Origin of the sequence: Bacillus sp. es.034, assembly GCF_002563655.1 — a bacterium.
GTDB lineage: Bacteria > Bacillota > Bacilli > Bacillales > Bacillaceae_B > Rossellomorea.
In genome coordinates this window covers 130,667-148,238 of the sequence record NZ_PDIY01000001.1, presented here as the reverse complement: position 1 = coordinate 148,238, position 17,572 = coordinate 130,667, and the positions used below count along the sequence as shown (strand labels likewise).

General features: G+C 45.5%; 27 protein-coding genes. 23 read left to right on the top strand and 4 right to left on the bottom strand.

The features are described from left to right. Positions 1-26: 26 nt before the first annotated feature. The gene (locus ATG71_RS00825) at positions 27-401 is read left to right on the top strand and encodes a VOC family protein (RefSeq protein WP_098437725.1); all 375 of its coding nucleotides are present in this window, start codon (positions 27-29) and stop codon (positions 399-401) included. 39 nt (positions 402-440) lie between these two features. Here ATG71_RS00825 and ATG71_RS00820 read toward each other — a convergent pair whose 3' ends face one another. After that, complete coding sequence (locus ATG71_RS00820; protein WP_179886416.1) at positions 441-914, bottom strand: GNAT family N-acetyltransferase; 474 nt, start codon at positions 912-914, stop codon at positions 441-443. Positions 915-1,039: 125 nt separating this feature from the next. Between ATG71_RS00820 and ATG71_RS00815 the strand changes: the two genes are divergently transcribed. From ATG71_RS00815 to ATG71_RS00750, 16 genes are all read left to right on the top strand, one after another. After that, entirely contained in the window at positions 1,040-1,510 is a 471-nt protein-coding gene (locus ATG71_RS00815; protein ID WP_098437720.1) for a DinB family protein, read from the top strand. A gap of 15 nt (positions 1,511-1,525) precedes the next feature. Further along, positions 1,526-3,286 carry a M3 family oligoendopeptidase gene (locus ATG71_RS00810; RefSeq protein WP_098437718.1) on the top strand — a complete coding sequence of 587 codons (1,761 nt, stop codon included), beginning with the start codon at positions 1,526-1,528 and terminating at the stop codon, positions 3,284-3,286. Beyond that, entirely contained in the window at positions 3,283-3,501 is a 219-nt protein-coding gene (locus ATG71_RS00805) for a hypothetical protein (protein WP_098437716.1), read from the top strand. Before ATG71_RS00810 ends, ATG71_RS00805 begins: the two co-directional genes overlap by 4 nt. Positions 3,502-3,524: 23 nt before the next feature. Further along, positions 3,525-4,169, top strand: coding sequence for a uridine kinase family protein (locus tag ATG71_RS00800; RefSeq protein WP_098437713.1), 645 nt, complete (start codon positions 3,525-3,527; stop codon positions 4,167-4,169). 76 nt (positions 4,170-4,245) lie between these two features. Beyond that, positions 4,246-4,641: a hypothetical protein gene (locus ATG71_RS00795; protein ID WP_098437711.1), complete on the top strand. Its 396-nt coding sequence runs from the start codon at positions 4,246-4,248 to the stop codon at positions 4,639-4,641. Positions 4,642-4,656: 15 nt separating this feature from the next. Beyond that, on the top strand, positions 4,657-4,896 hold the full coding sequence (locus ATG71_RS00790) for a hypothetical protein (protein ID WP_098437709.1): 240 nt from the start codon (positions 4,657-4,659) through the stop codon (positions 4,894-4,896). 55 nt (positions 4,897-4,951) lie between these two features. Continuing rightward, complete coding sequence (locus tag ATG71_RS00785) at positions 4,952-5,374, top strand: NUDIX hydrolase (RefSeq protein WP_098437706.1); 423 nt, start codon at positions 4,952-4,954, stop codon at positions 5,372-5,374. 91 nt (positions 5,375-5,465) lie between these two features. Then, positions 5,466-5,780 carry a hypothetical protein gene (locus tag ATG71_RS00780; protein ID WP_098437704.1) on the top strand — a complete coding sequence of 105 codons (315 nt, stop codon included), beginning with the start codon at positions 5,466-5,468 and terminating at the stop codon, positions 5,778-5,780. 30 nt (positions 5,781-5,810) lie between these two features. Next, a complete protein-coding gene (locus tag ATG71_RS00775) occupies positions 5,811-6,389 on the top strand; it encodes a GNAT family N-acetyltransferase (protein WP_098437701.1) in 579 nt (192 codons plus the stop codon). Next, complete coding sequence (locus ATG71_RS00770; protein WP_098437699.1) at positions 6,386-6,910, top strand: 5' nucleotidase, NT5C type; 525 nt, start codon at positions 6,386-6,388, stop codon at positions 6,908-6,910. The genes ATG71_RS00775 and ATG71_RS00770 overlap by 4 nt, the downstream gene beginning before the upstream one ends. A 35-nt stretch (positions 6,911-6,945) precedes the next feature. Then, the gene (locus ATG71_RS00765; RefSeq protein ID WP_098437695.1) at positions 6,946-8,880 is read left to right on the top strand and encodes a DUF2207 domain-containing protein; all 1,935 of its coding nucleotides are present in this window, start codon (positions 6,946-6,948) and stop codon (positions 8,878-8,880) included. Between the two features lie 31 nt (positions 8,881-8,911). Further along, on the top strand, positions 8,912-9,226 hold the full coding sequence (locus ATG71_RS00760) for a hypothetical protein (protein ID WP_098437692.1): 315 nt from the start codon (positions 8,912-8,914) through the stop codon (positions 9,224-9,226). After that, positions 9,223-9,813 (top strand): non-canonical purine NTP pyrophosphatase, encoded by a 591-nt coding sequence (locus tag ATG71_RS00755; protein WP_286162874.1) that lies wholly within the window; start codon positions 9,223-9,225, stop codon positions 9,811-9,813. Before ATG71_RS00760 ends, ATG71_RS00755 begins: the two co-directional genes overlap by 4 nt. Before the next feature lie 10 nt (positions 9,814-9,823). Continuing rightward, positions 9,824-9,970 carry a hypothetical protein gene (locus tag ATG71_RS23205; protein WP_179886415.1) on the top strand — a complete coding sequence of 49 codons (147 nt, stop codon included), beginning with the start codon at positions 9,824-9,826 and terminating at the stop codon, positions 9,968-9,970. A 45-nt stretch (positions 9,971-10,015) separates the two neighbouring features. Beyond that, on the top strand, positions 10,016-10,180 hold the full coding sequence (locus tag ATG71_RS23200) for a hypothetical protein (protein ID WP_179886414.1): 165 nt from the start codon (positions 10,016-10,018) through the stop codon (positions 10,178-10,180). Between the two features lie 93 nt (positions 10,181-10,273). After that, on the top strand, positions 10,274-10,819 hold the full coding sequence (locus tag ATG71_RS00750) for a hypothetical protein (RefSeq protein WP_098437689.1): 546 nt from the start codon (positions 10,274-10,276) through the stop codon (positions 10,817-10,819). 220 nt (positions 10,820-11,039) lie between these two features. Here the strand turns inward: ATG71_RS00750 and ATG71_RS00745 are convergent, their stop codons facing one another. Continuing rightward, positions 11,040-11,879 carry a hypothetical protein gene (locus ATG71_RS00745; RefSeq protein WP_098437686.1) on the bottom strand — a complete coding sequence of 280 codons (840 nt, stop codon included), beginning with the start codon at positions 11,877-11,879 and terminating at the stop codon, positions 11,040-11,042. Further along, positions 11,872-12,774, bottom strand: coding sequence for a WD40/YVTN/BNR-like repeat-containing protein (locus ATG71_RS00740; RefSeq protein WP_098437684.1), 903 nt, complete (start codon positions 12,772-12,774; stop codon positions 11,872-11,874). The genes ATG71_RS00745 and ATG71_RS00740 overlap by 8 nt, the downstream gene beginning before the upstream one ends. 97 nt (positions 12,775-12,871) lie before the next feature. Here ATG71_RS00740 and ATG71_RS00735 point away from each other — a divergent pair, with 97 nt between their 5' ends. From ATG71_RS00735 to ATG71_RS00710, 6 genes are all read left to right on the top strand, one after another. After that, positions 12,872-13,066, top strand: a complete 195-nt coding sequence (locus ATG71_RS00735; protein WP_098437681.1) for a hypothetical protein — start codon at positions 12,872-12,874, stop codon at positions 13,064-13,066. Further along, positions 13,063-13,356, top strand: coding sequence for a hypothetical protein (locus ATG71_RS00730; RefSeq protein WP_098437678.1), 294 nt, complete (start codon positions 13,063-13,065; stop codon positions 13,354-13,356). The genes ATG71_RS00735 and ATG71_RS00730 overlap by 4 nt, the downstream gene beginning before the upstream one ends. Next, positions 13,353-13,649, top strand: a complete 297-nt coding sequence (locus ATG71_RS00725) for an RNA polymerase alpha subunit C-terminal domain-containing protein (RefSeq protein ID WP_098437676.1) — start codon at positions 13,353-13,355, stop codon at positions 13,647-13,649. The genes ATG71_RS00730 and ATG71_RS00725 overlap by 4 nt, the downstream gene beginning before the upstream one ends. A gap of 439 nt (positions 13,650-14,088) precedes the next feature. Continuing rightward, the gene (cidR, locus tag ATG71_RS00720; RefSeq protein WP_098437673.1) at positions 14,089-14,982 is read left to right on the top strand and encodes a cidABC operon transcriptional activator CidR; all 894 of its coding nucleotides are present in this window, start codon (positions 14,089-14,091) and stop codon (positions 14,980-14,982) included. A gap of 189 nt (positions 14,983-15,171) precedes the next feature. Continuing rightward, positions 15,172-15,708, top strand: a complete 537-nt coding sequence (locus ATG71_RS00715; RefSeq protein WP_034761531.1) for an acyl-CoA thioesterase — start codon at positions 15,172-15,174, stop codon at positions 15,706-15,708. Further along, positions 15,705-16,079, top strand: a complete 375-nt coding sequence (locus ATG71_RS00710; protein WP_098437670.1) for a hypothetical protein — start codon at positions 15,705-15,707, stop codon at positions 16,077-16,079. Before ATG71_RS00715 ends, ATG71_RS00710 begins: the two co-directional genes overlap by 4 nt. Before the next feature lie 67 nt (positions 16,080-16,146). Here the strand turns inward: ATG71_RS00710 and ATG71_RS00705 are convergent, their stop codons facing one another. Then, a complete protein-coding gene (locus tag ATG71_RS00705) occupies positions 16,147-17,517 on the bottom strand; it encodes an aminotransferase-like domain-containing protein (protein WP_286162873.1) in 1,371 nt (456 codons plus the stop codon). Between the last annotated feature and the right edge of the window lie 55 nt (positions 17,518-17,572).

Genomic DNA, 17,572 nt, shown 5'->3' with positions numbered 1-17,572 from the left:
TCAAATGGTAAAGGAGCGGTAAATCAATGAAAAGTCCGATTTTAAATCAAATCAATACGGTGTTCGTCCATGTCAGCGATCTGAAGGAATCCGTTCGATGGTACTCCGAGTTACTGGGGCAGGCGTATGATCTCGATCAGGTGGAAGATCCCGTTTATAACATGGCCATCAATCATTTTAGCGGATTGACCCTGGATGCAGGACCAGAGGGTGTCACGAAAGAGGCTGGTCAACAAAATCATCCTCTCTTTAATTTTCACACTGAAAATATTGAAGAAGCCTATTCCTACGTAGAACGGTTGAAGTGTGAGGTTGTCTCGGAGATTACAAGATTCGATGATTTTGCCTTCTTCATCATTCAGGATCCCGATGGAAACCAAGTAATGATCTGTACAGGATAATGAAAACAGGAATGCCCAAGATAACGGGCATTCCTGTTTTTATATTTTCAAATGGAGAACATGCTGGGGTCCTTTTGGCCCCACATATACTTCTTCTTCGTCGGTGAAACCTGTCTTCAGGTAGAGACCGATGGCTGCCTGGTTCCGTTTGTTGACGCCGAGGACCACTTCGTCCGTAGCGGGAAGATGTTCCCTGATGAAACTTGGCAGCTGTTTGAGACCCTCCTTCGCGATGCCTTGTCCCTGGTGTCTTGCATCGATAGAAAAAGAGGTTAAGAGTCTTGCTTGTGGATTAGTTGAATATTTACGAAGCTTTTCCCCATTCTCAAGCGCAAAATAACCGACAGGTGCATCATCACTCAGGATCACTATGTGACAGGTGTCTGGTGAGATGGTTGGATTATGGATCTTTTCAAGTGGCAGGCTCGTGAATTGGAGCTGTTCATCCAGCAGGTGGAAGTCTTTAAGTTGATGTTCATAGGTTTCGTTGTATACGGTTAAAGTGATTGGCACGATAATTCCTCCGTTTAGTAGTATAAGGGAATTATAGTCTATTTAGAAAATTGGGACAAATAATGATTGGAAGATAGTAGAAAATAAGGTAAAATAAGAACATACGTTTGATTGGGGGTTATTAGATGAATGCAATTCAATTAATCATACTCAATTTGGAAGAAGTGAGACGGAGAAGCGTAAAGCTTTGGTCGGGCATTCCAAAGGACTTTTTACATTGGAAACCAGATGGTGAGGCCATGTCTTGTATCGAGATGGTTCGTCATGTGTTGGAAAGTGAACATTATTATCACTTGGCATTGATCAATGGAGGGAGTTTAAGTGAATACGAATCACCCTTTGCAGGTAAGCCGTACATTTCAGTGGAAGACGAGTTGGAGTTTACTGAACCGTTCAGAAAGAGTTTCCTGGAATATGTGTCGGAATTGAACGAAGAATCTTTATCTGCAGTTAAGATTGATCGTTCCGATGTAGGATATGTGAGAGAAATGGGCGATATGCTGATGAGAATCGCATACCACGAATCCGTTCACGCCGGTCAGTTATTGGATTATTTGCGAACAGCCGGAAGTACGAGGGCGAATCTCTGGGATTAGGGGGGAGAATGAAATATGAATGATACGGACTATAAGATGGTTTGGAATCTCGACAGCATCTTCAACGGGGGAAGCGCATCATCTGAATTAGAAGACCATATGAATCAGACAAAATTAGGGGTTTCCGAGCTGGAAGAACTTATACAGAAAGTGACGCCAGTCCCGGAACAATTGGAGAATATTCTAAAACGGCTCACGGAAATGAAGGTTAGGATATCACAAATAAGGTCATTTGCGATCTGTCTGCTTTCCGTGGATCCGGATGACCAGGGTGCCCAATATTATAGAGGGGAAGCAACGGTCCTTCAATCAAGATATGATTCTATCATGAGTGCCTTAAAGAGAGTGTTAGCTTCCATAGAGGAAATGGAATGGGGAAGTCTGCTTGCTTCAGAGAACCTTAAGGACTATTGCTTCATCCTGAGAGAGTTTCGTGAAGTAGCGGAACGTGAGCCTTCACGGGACGTGTCGAATCTCATGGTAGACGGATACCACGCATGGGGACAATTCTATCAATCATTTATGAGCAGCATCAGGGTGCAGGTGAGAGGAGAGGAGCTTTCGGTTGGACAGGCCATTAATCTCCGAACCCATGCCGATGATTCGGTCAGAAGAGAATCTCATGAAGCGCTGGTGGCAAAATGGACCGAACACGCCGGACAGTTTGCTCAAATCCTAAATCACCTGACAGGTTTCAGGTTAAATATGTATAAGAGTATGGGCGTCGAGGACGTCCTCCACATTCCTCTTGCTCAAAACCGTATGAAACCTGAAACACTGGATGCGATGCTTTCCGTGATGGATAAGTATAAAGAGCCGTTTGCCGAATATCTAAATGTGAAAGCAGAAATGAATGGCGATCCCAAAATGAAGTCCTATCATTTCTGGTCCCCGACGAGTCACGATTATCAAGGAATGGAGTACGGGGAAGCAGCCGCGTTGATCGAGGAGCGGTTTCATGCGTTCGGAGCAGAAATGGGGAAGTTTGCTGAGAAGGCATTCCGTGAAGGATGGGTCGAAGCGGAAAACCGTCCCGGGAAGTCGGCGGTTCCCATTTGTGCAGGGTTTCCGTTGACGGGGGAATCACGGGTGTTCATGACGTTTCCCGGCACATTTAAAGGTGTGCTGACCCTAGTTCATGAATTGGGGCATGCCTTTCATAACCATGCGATGAAAACGGTGAACGGGATGAATAAATCGTATCCTATGTGTTTGGCGGAAACGGCGTCAACATTCGCAGAAATGATCATCCTTGAAGCCGCCATGGACGAAGCGGTGACCGACCAAGAGAAGCTGTTCCTGCTGGATGAGAAACTGAAGAGGAGCGTCATGAACTTTATGAATCTGCACGCGAGATTCATTTTTGAGAAGCGGGTGCACGAAGAACGGAGAAAAGGCTTTATACCGGCCGCACGCCTGAACGAGCTGATGGGGTCGGCCATGGAAGAGGGGTATGCTGGAGCCCTTGATGAGGTCCCGGTTCATTCGTGGATATGGACTCCCCATTTTTATAAAACGGAATCTCCTTTCTATAACTTTCCTTACACATTTGGTTATTTACTGGCCCTCCATCTTTTCGCCAGGGCGAAGGAAACAGGAAAAGGATTTGAGGATGATTATATGGCTCTCCTGCGGGATTCAGGCAGCATGTCGGCAGAAGATCTCGTCATGAAGCATCTGGGGGAAGACATTACGGAGGAATCCTTTTGGGAAAAAGGGATGGAGTTGTGCGTAAAGGACAGTGAGGAATTTGTGAGATTGGCAAGGTCACAATGAAGAAGCTTCAACTGCTCATAGCGCTTCCTTCGATTCTGTTAGTAAGTGTGGCTTTGTTTTTTCACCTCGATTTCCTCTTCTATCTTTCGTTGGCCGGGATCTTTCTGGCCATGATGATCAAACAATTCAGGATGCGTGGACAGATGTATGAAATGGGGCATCCGGACGGTGTAGATGAAGACGGTACAGACATCGATGTCAGCGGAGAAGATTAATAGTAGAGAGAAGGAGTAAATACATGGATAAAATCTTACATACCATAGCCGATCGAATGACGAAGCAGAAAGGGAAAATGGTCATCGGCATTTCAGGTCACGGTGCTTCGGGTAAAACGACGTTTGCGAGGAAACTGCTCACGTTGTTAGGAGAAGTCAATTATATCAACACCGATCCGTATATCGTGAGTTCGGCTGTCAGGAAGCATTCCTTCATAGAGTATGAATATAAGCACGAAAACCATCAGTCCAAAATGACCGCATGTCATCCGGACGCCCATCATATATTCGCCCTTGACCGGGACATCCGGATGGTGAGGGAGGGAATGGATTTTTACACCTTGGACGTACCCTATGATCCGAGCCGGCTCATCTCTTCCCAAAACAACCTGACGATTGTAGAAGGGATGTCCGTGGCGTTCAGCAAACCGGATTTATACGATCTGAAAATTTACTTCTACACAGATGGGGAGACAGAGCTCATGAGAAGGGGTATCCGTGACATAAACGAAAGAGGGATGGAAGTGGAATATCTACGGAAAACCCATGACGAGCGAAGGGTTCAATATGAAGTCTTTATGCATCCGAAGAGTGAACTCTTTGATGTTGTGGTGAGGAATTCGGATGAGGGGTGTTGGGTGGAGAAGGATTCATTAAAAATGAAATAGTAATTGAGAGTAATGGTTTATTTTGACATAATTGGTAGTGGCGACATATACGATTAAACGATGGGGTGGTGGAGAGTTGAAGAGACCTTTAGGTGTATCCCTTATAGGATATTTCTATATTTTTGGAGCAGTGGTGTTAGTATTCACCGCCATTTTTTATCAGGCTGATGCTGACGCCATCAGCATTTCGGAACGTTTTGGTGTATCAATCCTGCCTGAACGGATGATGAGAATCGTATTGGCACTGTTTTCTCTGTTGATGGTGTATGGATACATGAAGTTGAAACGATGGGGATTCTGGTTGATCGTTTCGTACTCAGTGCTGTTTGGAGTGATCAGTTCGGTTATTGGAGCGAATCAGCCTCACCAACCTTTCATAGGGAATGTTATTTTTTCGGTGATTGTCTTGATCTATACGATTTATGTGAAAGGGGCATTTTTTAACACTGCTGAACGGGGTCAGCCTATATAAAACAAGGGGGATTCCATGAAAGAAAAGAATGGCACAAATATTCTGATCTTCGTTGGTTGGCTATCCACGTTGCTTGCAGTCATCTCCCCATCCATCCTTGCCGGAGTCAACGCCTTTTGTATTGGTCTCGTCCTGAAAAGGGACTACGGGGAGAAAAGGTACGGAATGGTTTTTATGATTTTAGGAGTTGTGAGTGCAATATTCGGCTATGGGATAGGACCGTTACTCGTTTGGTCCATGAATACAGGGTTTTAAGTACGGGGGTTTATCGTGAAAGGTAAGCTCCTTTTAAAATGAAGGGGGAATCATTATGACACAACAAACTTACACACCGCCGAAACATATTGTTTCAGCGGCTACAATCGTTCTGAATGAAAACCGGGAAATTCTATTAATAAAGGGACCAAGACGTGGTTGGGAAATGCCCGGCGGTCAGGTGGAAGAAGGGGAATCCCTAAAAGATGCGGCGATCAGGGAGACGAAAGAGGAAACAGGCATTGATATAGAGGTGTTGGCTTTTTGCGGGGTATTTCAGAATGTGAAACGGTCCATCTGTAATACACTATTTCTCGCAAAGCCCGTTGGAGGAGTGCCGACTACTTCTTCTGAGAGTCTGGAGGTAGCATTTTTTCCAATTGACGAGGCACTCAATATGGTGACGCATTCGAATTTTAGAGAGCGGATTGAGTACTGTTTGGATGAGGGGAAGCATCCGTTTATTGTGGAGTTTTAGAAACTAATCTCCAGAAACATTGTTATAACTGAAAATTGAAACTTTTTACAATTCCAACCGTAAGTATGATTAATACGAGGGGGGAATCGACATGAAAAAATTCTTCACAAAAACATCTTTATTGACGGCCGTAATCCTTGCCGTTGCGATTTGGATCGGGAGTCTTCTGTTCTCATTTTCTTTCGGCGAATGGAGCTTTTTCATCGGTCTTGGATTAACAGTGGGACTTTTCTTTTTTAACAGCAGTGGCGGTGCGTTATCCAAAAACGCTACACTCGGAGCAAGTCAGGCAGGGTGGAAGATTCAGAAGGATAATGAGCTAAAATCCAATGTAGGATCGGTGTTTTATGGTGTCCTTTTGTTTACGATTATTAGTTTTGTTGTGATGATGGTGACTTATTTTTAACAAGAGTCTATATGGGATAGGAGTGACGGCATGTTTCACTTTATCGGTACCCCGGCATTAGAAACTGATCGATTGAGTCTTCGAAGGATGCGCATGGACGACGCGCAAAGAGCCTTTGATCAATGGCTATCTGATGAACGGATTTCCGATCATCGTGTCAGTCCGGCGCACAAGACCATTGCTGAAACACATAAGCGAATGGAGAAGACTGTGGATGGGTACGTTTCAAAAGAGTTTTGTCACTGGGGAATTGAACTCAAAAATGGCAGTGGCCTGATCGGAGAGATAGATTTATATGATTTTGATTCAACTACAGGCAACTGTGAGGTCAGTTATTCCATTGGATATGATTGGTGGAATAATGGGTATGGGACAGAGGCGTTGAAAGCCGTAGTGGAATTTGCCTTTATCTACATGAACATACACAAATTATCCGCCGCCCATAATACGGATAATCCCGCTTCAGGCAGGATCATGGAAAAAGCCGGGATGAAGCAGGAAGGCGTTATCCGGCATATGATCCGCAATGCAAAGGATCAGTATAAGGACTGTGCCGTGTATGGACTTCTGCGTGAAGAATATCTTCTCCAAAGGGAAGGGGACGTATGAAAAGGATAGCCATTGATATGGATGAAGTAATCGCTGATTTACATAAAAAGCACCTGAATCTATTTAATGAGGATTATAAAGAGAGTTTGACTCCGGAGGACTTACTGGGGACAAGACTTTGGAAAATCCGTCCCGATGACGTCGATGACATCCTTTCGTATATTGATGACCCGACTTTCTTTAGGGATTTAGAAGTAATGGAAGGGAGTCAGGAAGTGATCAAAGAGCTGAGTGAATCCTATGAAATTTACATCACGACTGCGGCGATGGAGCACCCTACTTCTTTTACGGCAAAATACGAATGGCTAAAAGAACATTTCCCCTTTCTATCAGACTTACAATTTGTCTTCTGCGGTAACAAAAGCATTATTCATGCAGACTATTTAATAGACGACAGCCCAAGGCATTTTAAAGACTTTAAGGGAGAGGGGATATTATTTTCAGCTCCTCATAACCGGTATGAGACGGGATATGTACGCGTGGAGAATTGGAATGAAGTGAGAAGGTTCTTTTTATCATAAGTCCTGATTTTTTTTAAAAAGGAGGAGTAAAGCATATGTTCAAGAAATTAGCCATCCTACTTATCCTGCTTTTCTCCTTTGGACAGACGGCTTATGCAAAGTCCTATAGTATCGATGAAGTACAGATCCGGGCGTGGATCCAGCCGAATGGGAATCTGCTGGTGAATGAATTGTTCACCTACACGTTCGATGGAAAGTACAAAAGTATCAGAAGGGCCATCCATGAGGATCACCATGATGGAGTGCAGTGGTTTAAAGCCTCTGAACTGATCAATGAAGAGGCGGAGCTTGGCTTCATTGAAAATAGGGATATTCGTCAGCTTGATGTGAAACGGGAGGATGGTACGTATCGTTCACCATTCCCCGTGGAGGACGCCACGAAGACCTTTTTATTTGCGTATGAACTGAAGGATGCCGTGAAATCGTATGAGTCATACAGTGATGTAACGGTTCCCTTCTTCGGAACAGATAGTAATCATGATATTGATTTACATAATGTAACGATTGATTTCGTTTTTCCTGAAAAACTCGACCCGGCGGAGTATCATGCTTTCTTTCACGATCCAAAGGGGAAGGTGGAAGAGGAGGGGCCAGAGGTGGTGCGCTTTACAACGCCTGTTTCCGATATGTATTCCTTAACGGAAACCCGTGTGCTCTTCCCGTCTTCAGTCATGAGTGAGCAGGAAAAGATCGCTGCTCCAAAATCGTTGGAAGCGGCCATTCAGGAAGAAGAAGACCGGGTGGCCCTTGTCGCTCACAGGGAAACTCAAATGAAAACATACAATGAAGTGTTGGGTGGGCTCGCATTCATTCTTGGTGGAGCTTTATTCATTACGATGCTTGGCTTCTTGTTAGGCAGAATAAGAGGCAGTGGCAGAACGAGGGATGTGTTGGAAGCAGATCCTCTTCTTTTATATATGGTCCATAGGCGGGGGAAGTTCACCCACGGAGCATTGATGGCAGGGCTGTACTCCCTGGTGGAAAGAGGGAAGGCAACGGTCCGCAGACAGAAAACGACCACCCGTTTTCTCAGTGATGCCCGGTCACCGGATGAGACCTTGTTCTTTACCCTAACCTCTGAAGGTCAATTATCGCCGATGGAAGAAAAGCTGGTGTCCTGGATTTTTAAGAGAAAAGGAAAGAACGGTTCTGCATCCTTTGCCATTACCGATCTTGCTGGTGCGACAAAGAGTGAGAAAGACCTCAGCCGCCATGTGAAAAAGTATCATACGAAGGTCAAGACGCTGAAGGAACAAGAAAGAGAATGGTTTGCAGAAGTGTTGAAAGAAGCCAAGGAAGCGGGACTTCTGCATGACTGGTGGTTCCACTTCGTTACGAAGCTTGCACCACTTTCTGTTGTAATCGGTACTTTATGTGCCTATCACTTTGACATGAAATCGATGTTTGCCATGTGGTTTTATGGAATCATTGGTTGTGGGTCCCTTGTATTAATATGGTGGAAGAATGAAAAGAAGTGGCCGGCACTTGTTTTTGGCGTGATTTCATTTTTTGCGGTTGCTCAACTCAAGGATGAAACCTCCTTCTTCCTCCTGTTTTCGTGCCTTTTAATAACCTCATTTCTCTTATTCTTCGTCCCTCGCCATACGTTGTCGGGAGCGGCACTTGATGTAAAAGCCGGCATCCGCCGATTTAGAAAACAGGTGAAGATAGAAGGGTACCCTAAGGGGACTAACGAAGAAATGGATGTGTGGATGATCCGGACCCTCCTGTTTGAACGAAAGAGGAAACTGAAAAGGATGACGGGTGCAAGCATGGAAGACAGTACGTTGTTTTCAGCCGCACCCCTGACTGCCCTTATCCTATCGGGACAGGACCCTCATGAGTTTTTGACGAATTCATGGAAGTGGAGCGGTCCCCCTCCGAGCGCGTCTTCTGGTTCCTCTGATGGTGGATTTTCCGGAGGAGGCGGAGGATTTGACGGCGGCGGTGGAGGTGCCGGCGCGGATTGACCAATAGCGGTTTACGAAAGGGGAAACGCAAATGTCAAAGGATAACTTGACACTTGTCATCATCCTGGGGATTTTGTCAACGATGGCGGGTTTTATTATGTTTTTCTTTAATGTTTATTTTGGAAGTGCCACTGCGGAGGCACAGTTTTTCAATCATGGTATTGGCGGTCCAGAATATTACAACGTCATTTTAAAAGGATATATCAATACCTATTTGGTGGGGGGAAGCATCTTATTTGTGATGGGCGTGTTGGCTATTGTCTTAGGGTATCATCAGCTTCAATTGAAAAAAGGCAGTGACTCACAACTGGATGAAAGCATTCAGGATCGGGAGGAAGAAATGTGATAACAACGAAAGAGAAAACCAAGAAAGAAATCATCTTCGTCACCACCAACAAAGGCAAAATCGCAACTGCTCAAAAGGAGTTGGCGAACATAAAGGTGTTGCCGATCGAGGCAGAATTAAGTGAACCGAGAAGTGACGACATCAAGGAAATTGCGAAACAAAAAGTGTTGCAGGCGTACGCCATCGTAAAAAAGCCATGTATTGCGCTGGACTCCGGTTTTTTCATCTCGGCATTAAATGGATTCCCGAGGGCATATGTGAATCATATGCTGGACACGATCGGCATCGAGGGGATTTTAAAGCTGATGCACGGGGAGGAGAACAGAGCATGTGAATTCAGGTCCTGTCTGGCTTACTATGACGGGGAGGAAATGAGATTCTTTGAGAGTAAATCTCCTGGCGTCATCTCAGAAAAAATACGGGGACACGAGAATGTGAATAGCTGGTCTGATCTTTGGTATATCTTTATTCCGCGCCATTTTCATAAAACGATGGCTGAATTTGATGAAGGTGATTTTATCGAATACAACCGGGTGAAAGAGGATTCGGGGATGAAAAAGTTTGGGGAATGGTTTTCGGGTCGGTAGGGGGACAGGGATGATTATTGGTTTGTTACTTGTGGCTATTACTCTGTTGATTATTGGATTTTTAACACCCGTCGGTTCAGTCATGACTTTACTGGTTTCTGCGATTTTATTTGTAGTGGCATTGGTGCTTTCTCTTAGGAAAAAGGGGAGTCATTAAAGGGGCTGAGGATTTGTGTTTAAATCTGAGAAGGTGAATAGAATCATGGCAATCGTAATGTATTGGGTAATTGCTGTGTTTGTAGTAAGTCGGAATCATGAGTTTTTAAGCAATCCATTCTTGTTGTCGATTATCGCCATATTGTCATGTTCATTCACGGTGCATCAATTGGTGAAGATCTGGAGGGCTGATAAAATGGAAGTTGAATAAGACTTTGTATGAGACCCATCTGATGATGGAGGTCTCTTCCTTCGAATGAATGGCTGAAACATGGAAATACTTCCTTTAAGGAGGTGTTTTTTTATGTTCGAAGAAATACAGCGGCTCAATCATGAAGCGAGTAAACTGGAAACCAAATATTGGCTGAGTGAGGACCTGTTCAGTATCCACTGGTGGGTCATTGTCATCCTGAACATTCTCTTTCTTATCCTATTGATCAAGCTGATGGATCGTAAGCGTCCTTTAGACATCATTGTAGCTTTTCTTATAAGTTTTATCCTCGTAGGATTCATTAATGAACTCGGTTATTACTATCACTGGTGGATCTATCCTCACCAATTCATCACAGCGTTCAGGGTCATGAATGCCGTTGACTTCCTGACCATTCCCGTAATTCATACGCTCCTATATCAGAAATATAGTGGGTGGAAACCTTATTTGATTGCGAATGCCATCATTATGGCCATTATTGCCTTTGTAGGGGTACCGGTTTTTGTACATTTTCATTTCTATGTTCTATATGACTGGAATTACTTGAAATCCTATCTGGCTCTTATTGTGGTGGGGATGCTTGTGAAGGTTATAGCAGATTTGTTGATTGATTGGGCGGCAGTTGTGAGAAAGTCATGAGGCTGTCGCTATTTAGAAGGTCATTCTGTTTATTGATTATAGAGACGAGATAACGTTTGGAATGTTGGTAAAAGCCGGAATATCCCAATAGGTCTTGACTCTCATGAGTCAGATCCCGGAAAATGATCTGAATTCAAACCTTAATCCAACATACATACGCGACTTTCCATCAGTCTATTAATAAAACAAAACCGGGATCAGCAATTATCCCGGATTCTTGCTATTCCACGAATGTAAGCCTGATCGGCTCTACACGATCCATACTCACCCGGTACAACGTAATCTCCCCAGAGGGAGGCAACGGATCATTCGAGTGACTTTGAAAATTCTCATTCAATCCGATTGTCCATTCCGCCTCACCGTCCCTCATAAGGACGATGGCAATGGTGCCGAATTGGACGACATTGTCCCAGCTATACTGTCCGGATTTTCCATTGTAGTTGACGGAGATTCCATCTGGTCTGCTGTCGATTCTTGCACCGTTTCCTTGCCACTTACCCTGAATCGTCGGGCCAACATAGGTATAGGAAATGCCCGAATCTCTTGCGCCGTATGTACCGATGTACTGGTGAATGCTTTTATCCGCGGCTTGATAGGTCAACGCCGCAATGTCATTTTCAAGCCACTTCAGCTTGAATTGCCCTTGTGTTTTGGACGGAAGGACCTCTTTCGGTCGGGCGAAGATCCGGTAATAAGTTCTGTAATAGACGGCTTCCCCCGTTTTTCTGTCCTCTTTTAAGACGAACTGATTTTTCATGTCTGGTGAAAAGCTTACAATCTGCTTTGTTTGCTGACTATGGTTCAGGATGAGTCCCCCTTGAAGGAGGATAAGAATACCCGCAGTCACGTATGAGATGATCCTCCACTTTTTCAGAATGGAAAAGAGAAGGAAGATAGAAGCAGCCATGCCCGCCACCATCAGGATATTGAAGACATAGAATAGACGATTATCAATGTATTCCAATGCATATGTTGCGTGAAGGAAGAGGTACCCCATTTGGAAGATGAACAGTGAGAGGGATAAGATAAAAAGTATACGTCCGGTTATTTTTTTATTCATCCGGCTGTACCTCCTCCTGGAATGACCAGGTCCGTCCCTGATCCTCTGAGATGAATTTCCCTTTTACTTTTCCGCCTTCATAGTCACCGTTCGGACCTTGATTGACGTAGACGGCCAGGTGATCTTCTTCTTTGAATGGTACTTCCGCTATGACAAAGATCCTTTTATATTGATCCGGGATCTCCATCGTTGCCTTGCTCCACGATTTTCCGCCGTCCTGTGTGATGTGAAGATCCGGTTCTTCGGGGTTAAGGATGCCGAATGAGAGGAAGCCGGTGTCTTCGTCGACAAATCCTCCGTCATAGATGAGCCGGGTGATGTCCGGTCGGGGCATCTCCTTCCACGTCTTTCCGCCGTCTTTCGATAAGTAGACGGTGACCATTTCCTGTGACATCGTCCGGTCGGCAGAGAGGATCACATAGCCGAAGGATTCATTGAGAAAGCCGACCTTCCTGAAACGGATGGGCGGGGAAGCCGGTGTGACCTTGGCATCTTCCCATGTCTTTCCTTTGTCCTTTGAAAAAACCAATTGGACGCTTTTATCCACTGAATAATCACGGGCATATAAGAAGGCAGCAAGATCTTCTGTCAAGATATAACTATCCTCTATCAGCTCGTCCTCACTCCCGGAATACTCCCCTTGGAATAAATTTTCCTTTTCCATAGGTACTTGAATCCACTTCTCTCCATTGTTGTAGGTGATCTGCAGCTGATCCTGTTGAAGCGAATATCCGACAGGTGCAGCTTCATCCACCGATTGAAGTGGAGGGGGACCGGGATCACTTATTTCCGGCGTCTCAGGTTTGCTTACATTAGGCTCTTTTTCAAAAAAGTACGTGCCTGCGATGATCCCGATGACCATCAGACAAGCCGTTCCGATCATGATGTATTTCACATTACCAGACTCCTTTGGTTATATTTTCTATTTTAACATGAGGAAAGGATTGAATAGGTTAACATATTTTGGAATAATGAAAGTGAGGAGGGGTGGTATGAAATTGAATGCGTATCTTATACGCTTGTCGTTTTCCATCATGATCATCTTTGGTGGGACGCTTGCGATTGTTTATATAAAAACGGGAGATCTTCTTGTGTATCATCTGATCGCAACCTGTGTTGGGGTGGGTCTCCTTTTCACTTCATGGATATGGAGATTTAGGAACAAGGTAGAGGGGGAAGTGATATGATCATTTGGCTGAATGTTGGCAGCCTGGTGCTTGGGCTTTTGGCGTGGACACTTCCGTTCGTGACATTTAGAAAAAATCAGCTCACTCTTGCCGTCATGAGCATGGGAGCGTGCGCCCTGTCTCTTTCCTTCCAGATTTTCTATCACCATCATCTGGTCAAAATCGGGGACTGGTCGGCGATCATGGATACATCGGGAGCCGTGGCGTTCTCTTCTGCCGTACTGATCATCGTCACGATTCTAGTAAATGCGTTGACACTGATGCGAGAGAAGAAAGGAGTGGCAGCATGACTTCCAAGGAAAACGTGAAGACATGTGAAAACGGACATACCTTTGTGAAAAAAAGTGATTGTCCGACCTGTCCAGTTTGTGAAAAAGAACGGAAACCTGACAGTGGATTTCTATCTGTGCTCTCAAGCCCGGCGAGAAGAGCGTTGGCGAATAACGGGATCACGACGCTTGAAGAGCTGGCTGGATTCAGTGAGAAGGAGATTCTTGCTTTTCACGGGATGGGACCGTCTTCGATACCGAAGCTTCGGAAGGCGCTTGGGGAGAAAGGGTTGGGGTTTAGAGGGGAGAGGTGAAGGAACATGGCCGTTATACATAGACGATGCGAAGGTGTGAAAGATTACGATCTAATAAAGGGGAATCGGTTGGTGGATCAGGTTAAGCACCACAGCTGATAAATAGACGGAATAAGTCTGCTTATCTAGTCATTACTAGATGAAAATGACTGAAATAGACGGAATAATTCCGCCTATTAAGATTCAAAGTACAAAAATAGATGATTTTTCTGTGCGTAAGCGGAAAAACTCCGCTTATTCACCCTAAAAATAAGGACCATTTTGAAAGTAACCGGAAAAACTCCGGCTATTTTCCTTTGGCTGTTTCTTCTAATCAATAGATTGCGATGAAAAGTATGACATGTATGAAGTTTGGCCGTCAATCAATTCGCCGTCCTTAACATTTATAATTAATTTGTTATGATTATAAAGGAATGGATATCGAAAAGAAGGTGCTCAAGTGGACATCAGACACTTAAAATATTTTATAGAAGTAACGAGATTCAAGAGTTTCACCCGTGCGGCGGATCATTTGTTTGTGACGCAGCCGACAATCAGTAAGATGATTCGGAACTTAGAGGATGAGCTTGGTGTTGAGCTGTTCGACCGTTCCCGGAAGCAGCTTGTGCTGACGGATGCGGGACGGGCGATTTTGACGCAGGCGCAGACAATCGATAAGGCGTTCGAGAATGTCCAGCATGAGCTTGATGACCTAATCGGCCTGCAGCGGGGGCATATCCGCATCGGACTGCCACCAATCATGGATGCGGGTCAGTTCATCAAGGTTCTGGGGGAGTTCCATGCGCTCTATCCGGGCATCACGTTCCAGCTGATCGAGAACGGGACGAAGCGGATTGAAGAAGATATCCTTGCCGATCAACTGGATGTCGGCGTCGGGGTGTTGCCTGCAGCAGAGGAGGATTTTCATCATTTTTCCTTTATGAGGGAAGAACTTCGGGTCGTGGTGCCGAGGACGCACCGGTTAGCGGACAGGAAGCAAGTGAAATTAATGGAACTCGAGGATGAGCAGCTCATTCTTTTTAACAAGGACTTCGCTTTGAATGACCGGATCCGCGAGGCGTGTAAAGAAGCAGGTTTCCTTCCGAAAGTGGTGTCTGAAAGCTCTCAATGGGACTTCATCGGCAAGATGATCGAGGCTAAACTTGGGATTTCGATCCTGCCTTACAGCGTCTATGAGCAGTTGAAGGAGGATTTGGTCTCCATCCGTGTCGTCAAACCTGTCATCGAATGGGACCTCGCCATCATTTGGAGGAAAAATCAATACTTATCGTATGCCACGAAAGAGTGGCTCACCTTTACCCAGGAACGATTAATGGGGGGCATTTCCGACTGAGGAATGCTCTTTTTTTTGCCCCGATCTAGGGAAAATGGGTATTGATACCACCTGATTGTAAGCCGTTGCATAGACAGTATCTATGCTGATGATAAAGAACATTCATTTCACTTATCCTGATTCGGGGCGTACACTTTGGGTATCAAACGTTTGAAATACCAGTACACAAACAGAAGGGACTTGTTCTTCATGCCAAACAAGAAGCATCCGAAAGAGAGTCTGGTCGTCAGTACGGACCAGGTTATGATCAATGATTTAAACAACTACAATACCCTGTTCGGTGGGGTTTTGATGAAGAAGCTTGATAACAATGCTACGCTATCCGCTAGACGTCACGCACGGGTGAAGGAATGTGTGACGGCGTCAACCGATTCCATTGACTTTCTGTATCCGATCCATCAAAGTGATTCCGTTTGCGTTGAATCTTTCGTGTCCTATGTGGGGAATAAATCGATGGAAATCTTCTGCAAAGTGATTGCCGAAGATATGATCACAGGTGAGAGACGAATGGCGGCGACCGCTTTCCTAACCTTTGTCGCACTTGATGAAAATAAAAATCCCGTCAAGGTACCTGAAATCGTACCGGAAACAGAAGAAGAGAGATTCTTGTTCGAATCAGGAAAAGAACGTGCGGAAAGAAGAAGGGTCCGCCGCAAGCAGAGCAAGATCCTGAATGACATCATCGGTCTCGAAAAACCTTGGAACATGGGAGGGGAGGCATCATGAGCATGATGGTAGCAGGAATGAACGAACTGCACGAAGCAAAAAAAGATGTAGAAGCACTGAAACAGGATTACCCGGAACTGAATGAGCAGCTCGTCCACGTCACCAGCCTGACGCGACAACTGCAGCTGAAGTACGGCTACATGGGGTCATTGTTACGGGACAAAGAACTTCCGGATTACGAACCACAGTTTGTCCGGGATTCGATCCTCTCACTCTATCAGGACGAGGTCCGAAAGCTGAAGGCTCACCCGAATATCGTTCAGCTGAAAGACATCATGAAAAAGCACAGACAAATCAGTGACTCGAAATTATTCTTATTGATTCTTGGCGCGAAGCCGGAACTGCTGCAAGGGTCGACGATTATAAAATAATAGAGAGTGAAGCCGGAAGAGGGGAGTCTTCCGGCTTTTTTGATTGTGAGTTCGCCGGACTACCGGACTATCTCCACATCACCCCTTTTTTTCGCTCAATCATCATTTCCTGAATGGTTTCTGCCATCAGTGCAACGCCTTCGCTAATCATATGATCCTCTACATGGGACACACTGAGCCGGAGCTCATCATATCTTATGAATTCCTTCAGATACATGGATTTGGTGCTCTGTGTCAAGACGTTTTTCTCCTTTAACCGTTGGATGAGATCACCCGCTTTCAATGAAGAAGGCAGCCTCACCGTGGAGTAGAACCCCGATGCAGGGCATGTATAGAACGTCCCCTCCCGCATAAAAGCACGATATGCCCCGCAAAGCACCTCTCCCTTTTTCCGGTACAGATCCCGGATTTTCTCAATATGGGCACCGAACATTCCGTTTTTTAAATAGATTTCCAGAGCCCCCTGGGTGATGACCGGTGTATGGACGTCAGCGGCAAACTTGGCACGTGTGAATCCTTCGATCAACTCAGTTGGAAGGACGGCGAGGCCGAGACGCAGACCCGGCAATAGGGTTTTAGAAAAGCTTTTTGTATAGATGACCCTCCCGTTCGGTTGATAGGCAAACATGGGATCCTGCTTCAAATCGGGATCGAGGTCACCCATATAATCGTCCTCCACGATATACACATCATACCTTTCAGCGAGCTCAACGATCTTCCTTCTTTCTTCGTTCGTGTAACTATGTCCGGTGGGATTATGAAATCTCGAGACAAGATAGAAGAATTTAATCTCTTCGTTTTGAAAAATGGCTTCGAGCTGCTCCAGGTCAGGTCCGTCCCTCCCAATATCAATCCCCAGACAGGGCTGGTCCCTCACTGATTCTATGAAACTCGGATGGGCAGGCTGTTCGGTCAGGATGGTCCGCTTGCCGTTCGGGAATGGGAGGCGGATCAAGAGATGGAGTGCCTGCTGGGATCCCGTTGTGACGGCAATGCGTGAAGGATCGGTAAACACCTGTAGATCCCGGAGATGGCGGGCGAGTTCTTCGCGCAGGGAGGGAAGCCCGAGCAGGTCGGAATAAGTGAACATGTCTTCCTTGTACCGATCGATGGCCTGGTTCATGCAGTGCTTGTAGTCGAGATAGGGCATGGCATGTTTGTCGGGACCGGCGGATAGGAAGTCATAGGCGGGTACTGCTGAACCGGTCTGTTTTTTATAAGGATAATCTTCAACCAGGTAATAGCCGCTTTTACTCACGGCATAAATCCTGTGGCTGAACTCTAGTACTTTGTAGGCTTTGATAACAGTATTCAAGCTGCATGAGAACTCGCCTGCAAGGGATCTGATCGACGGCAGGCGGGTCCCGGGCTTGAGGTGACCGGACTCGGCAAGCTCCTCTATATAATGGATGATCTCTTCAAATTTGGCATGGGGCACTTCTGTTTCCTCCCATCTGTAGGGGTACAGTCTATGAAAAACGGTGTTGGGCACG

Coding starts and splice junctions, on each gene's coding strand:
- ATG71_RS00825 (WP_098437725.1), top strand. CDS start 27: ATGAAAAGTCCGATTTTAAATCAAATCAATACGGTGTTCGTCCATGTC.
- ATG71_RS00815 (WP_098437720.1), top strand. CDS start 1,040: ATGAATGCAATTCAATTAATCATACTCAATTTGGAAGAAGTGAGACGG.
- ATG71_RS00810 (WP_098437718.1), top strand. CDS start 1,526: ATGAATGATACGGACTATAAGATGGTTTGGAATCTCGACAGCATCTTC.
- ATG71_RS00805 (WP_098437716.1), top strand. CDS start 3,283: ATGAAGAAGCTTCAACTGCTCATAGCGCTTCCTTCGATTCTGTTAGTA.
- ATG71_RS00800 (WP_098437713.1), top strand. CDS start 3,525: ATGGATAAAATCTTACATACCATAGCCGATCGAATGACGAAGCAGAAA.
- ATG71_RS00790 (WP_098437709.1), top strand. CDS start 4,657: ATGAAAGAAAAGAATGGCACAAATATTCTGATCTTCGTTGGTTGGCTA.
- ATG71_RS00785 (WP_098437706.1), top strand. CDS start 4,952: ATGACACAACAAACTTACACACCGCCGAAACATATTGTTTCAGCGGCT.
- ATG71_RS00780 (WP_098437704.1), top strand. CDS start 5,466: ATGAAAAAATTCTTCACAAAAACATCTTTATTGACGGCCGTAATCCTT.
- ATG71_RS00775 (WP_098437701.1), top strand. CDS start 5,811: ATGTTTCACTTTATCGGTACCCCGGCATTAGAAACTGATCGATTGAGT.
- ATG71_RS00770 (WP_098437699.1), top strand. CDS start 6,386: ATGAAAAGGATAGCCATTGATATGGATGAAGTAATCGCTGATTTACAT.
- ATG71_RS00765 (WP_098437695.1), top strand. CDS start 6,946: ATGTTCAAGAAATTAGCCATCCTACTTATCCTGCTTTTCTCCTTTGGA.
- ATG71_RS00760 (WP_098437692.1), top strand. CDS start 8,912: ATGTCAAAGGATAACTTGACACTTGTCATCATCCTGGGGATTTTGTCA.
- ATG71_RS23205 (WP_179886415.1), top strand. CDS start 9,824: ATGATTATTGGTTTGTTACTTGTGGCTATTACTCTGTTGATTATTGGA.
- ATG71_RS23200 (WP_179886414.1), top strand. CDS start 10,016: ATGGCAATCGTAATGTATTGGGTAATTGCTGTGTTTGTAGTAAGTCGG.
- ATG71_RS00750 (WP_098437689.1), top strand. CDS start 10,274: ATGTTCGAAGAAATACAGCGGCTCAATCATGAAGCGAGTAAACTGGAA.
- ATG71_RS00745 (WP_098437686.1), bottom strand. CDS start 11,879: ATGAATAAAAAAATAACCGGACGTATACTTTTTATCTTATCCCTCTCA.
- ATG71_RS00735 (WP_098437681.1), top strand. CDS start 12,872: ATGAAATTGAATGCGTATCTTATACGCTTGTCGTTTTCCATCATGATC.
- ATG71_RS00730 (WP_098437678.1), top strand. CDS start 13,063: ATGATCATTTGGCTGAATGTTGGCAGCCTGGTGCTTGGGCTTTTGGCG.
- ATG71_RS00725 (WP_098437676.1), top strand. CDS start 13,353: ATGACTTCCAAGGAAAACGTGAAGACATGTGAAAACGGACATACCTTT.
- ATG71_RS00715 (WP_034761531.1), top strand. CDS start 15,172: ATGCCAAACAAGAAGCATCCGAAAGAGAGTCTGGTCGTCAGTACGGAC.
- ATG71_RS00710 (WP_098437670.1), top strand. CDS start 15,705: ATGAGCATGATGGTAGCAGGAATGAACGAACTGCACGAAGCAAAAAAA.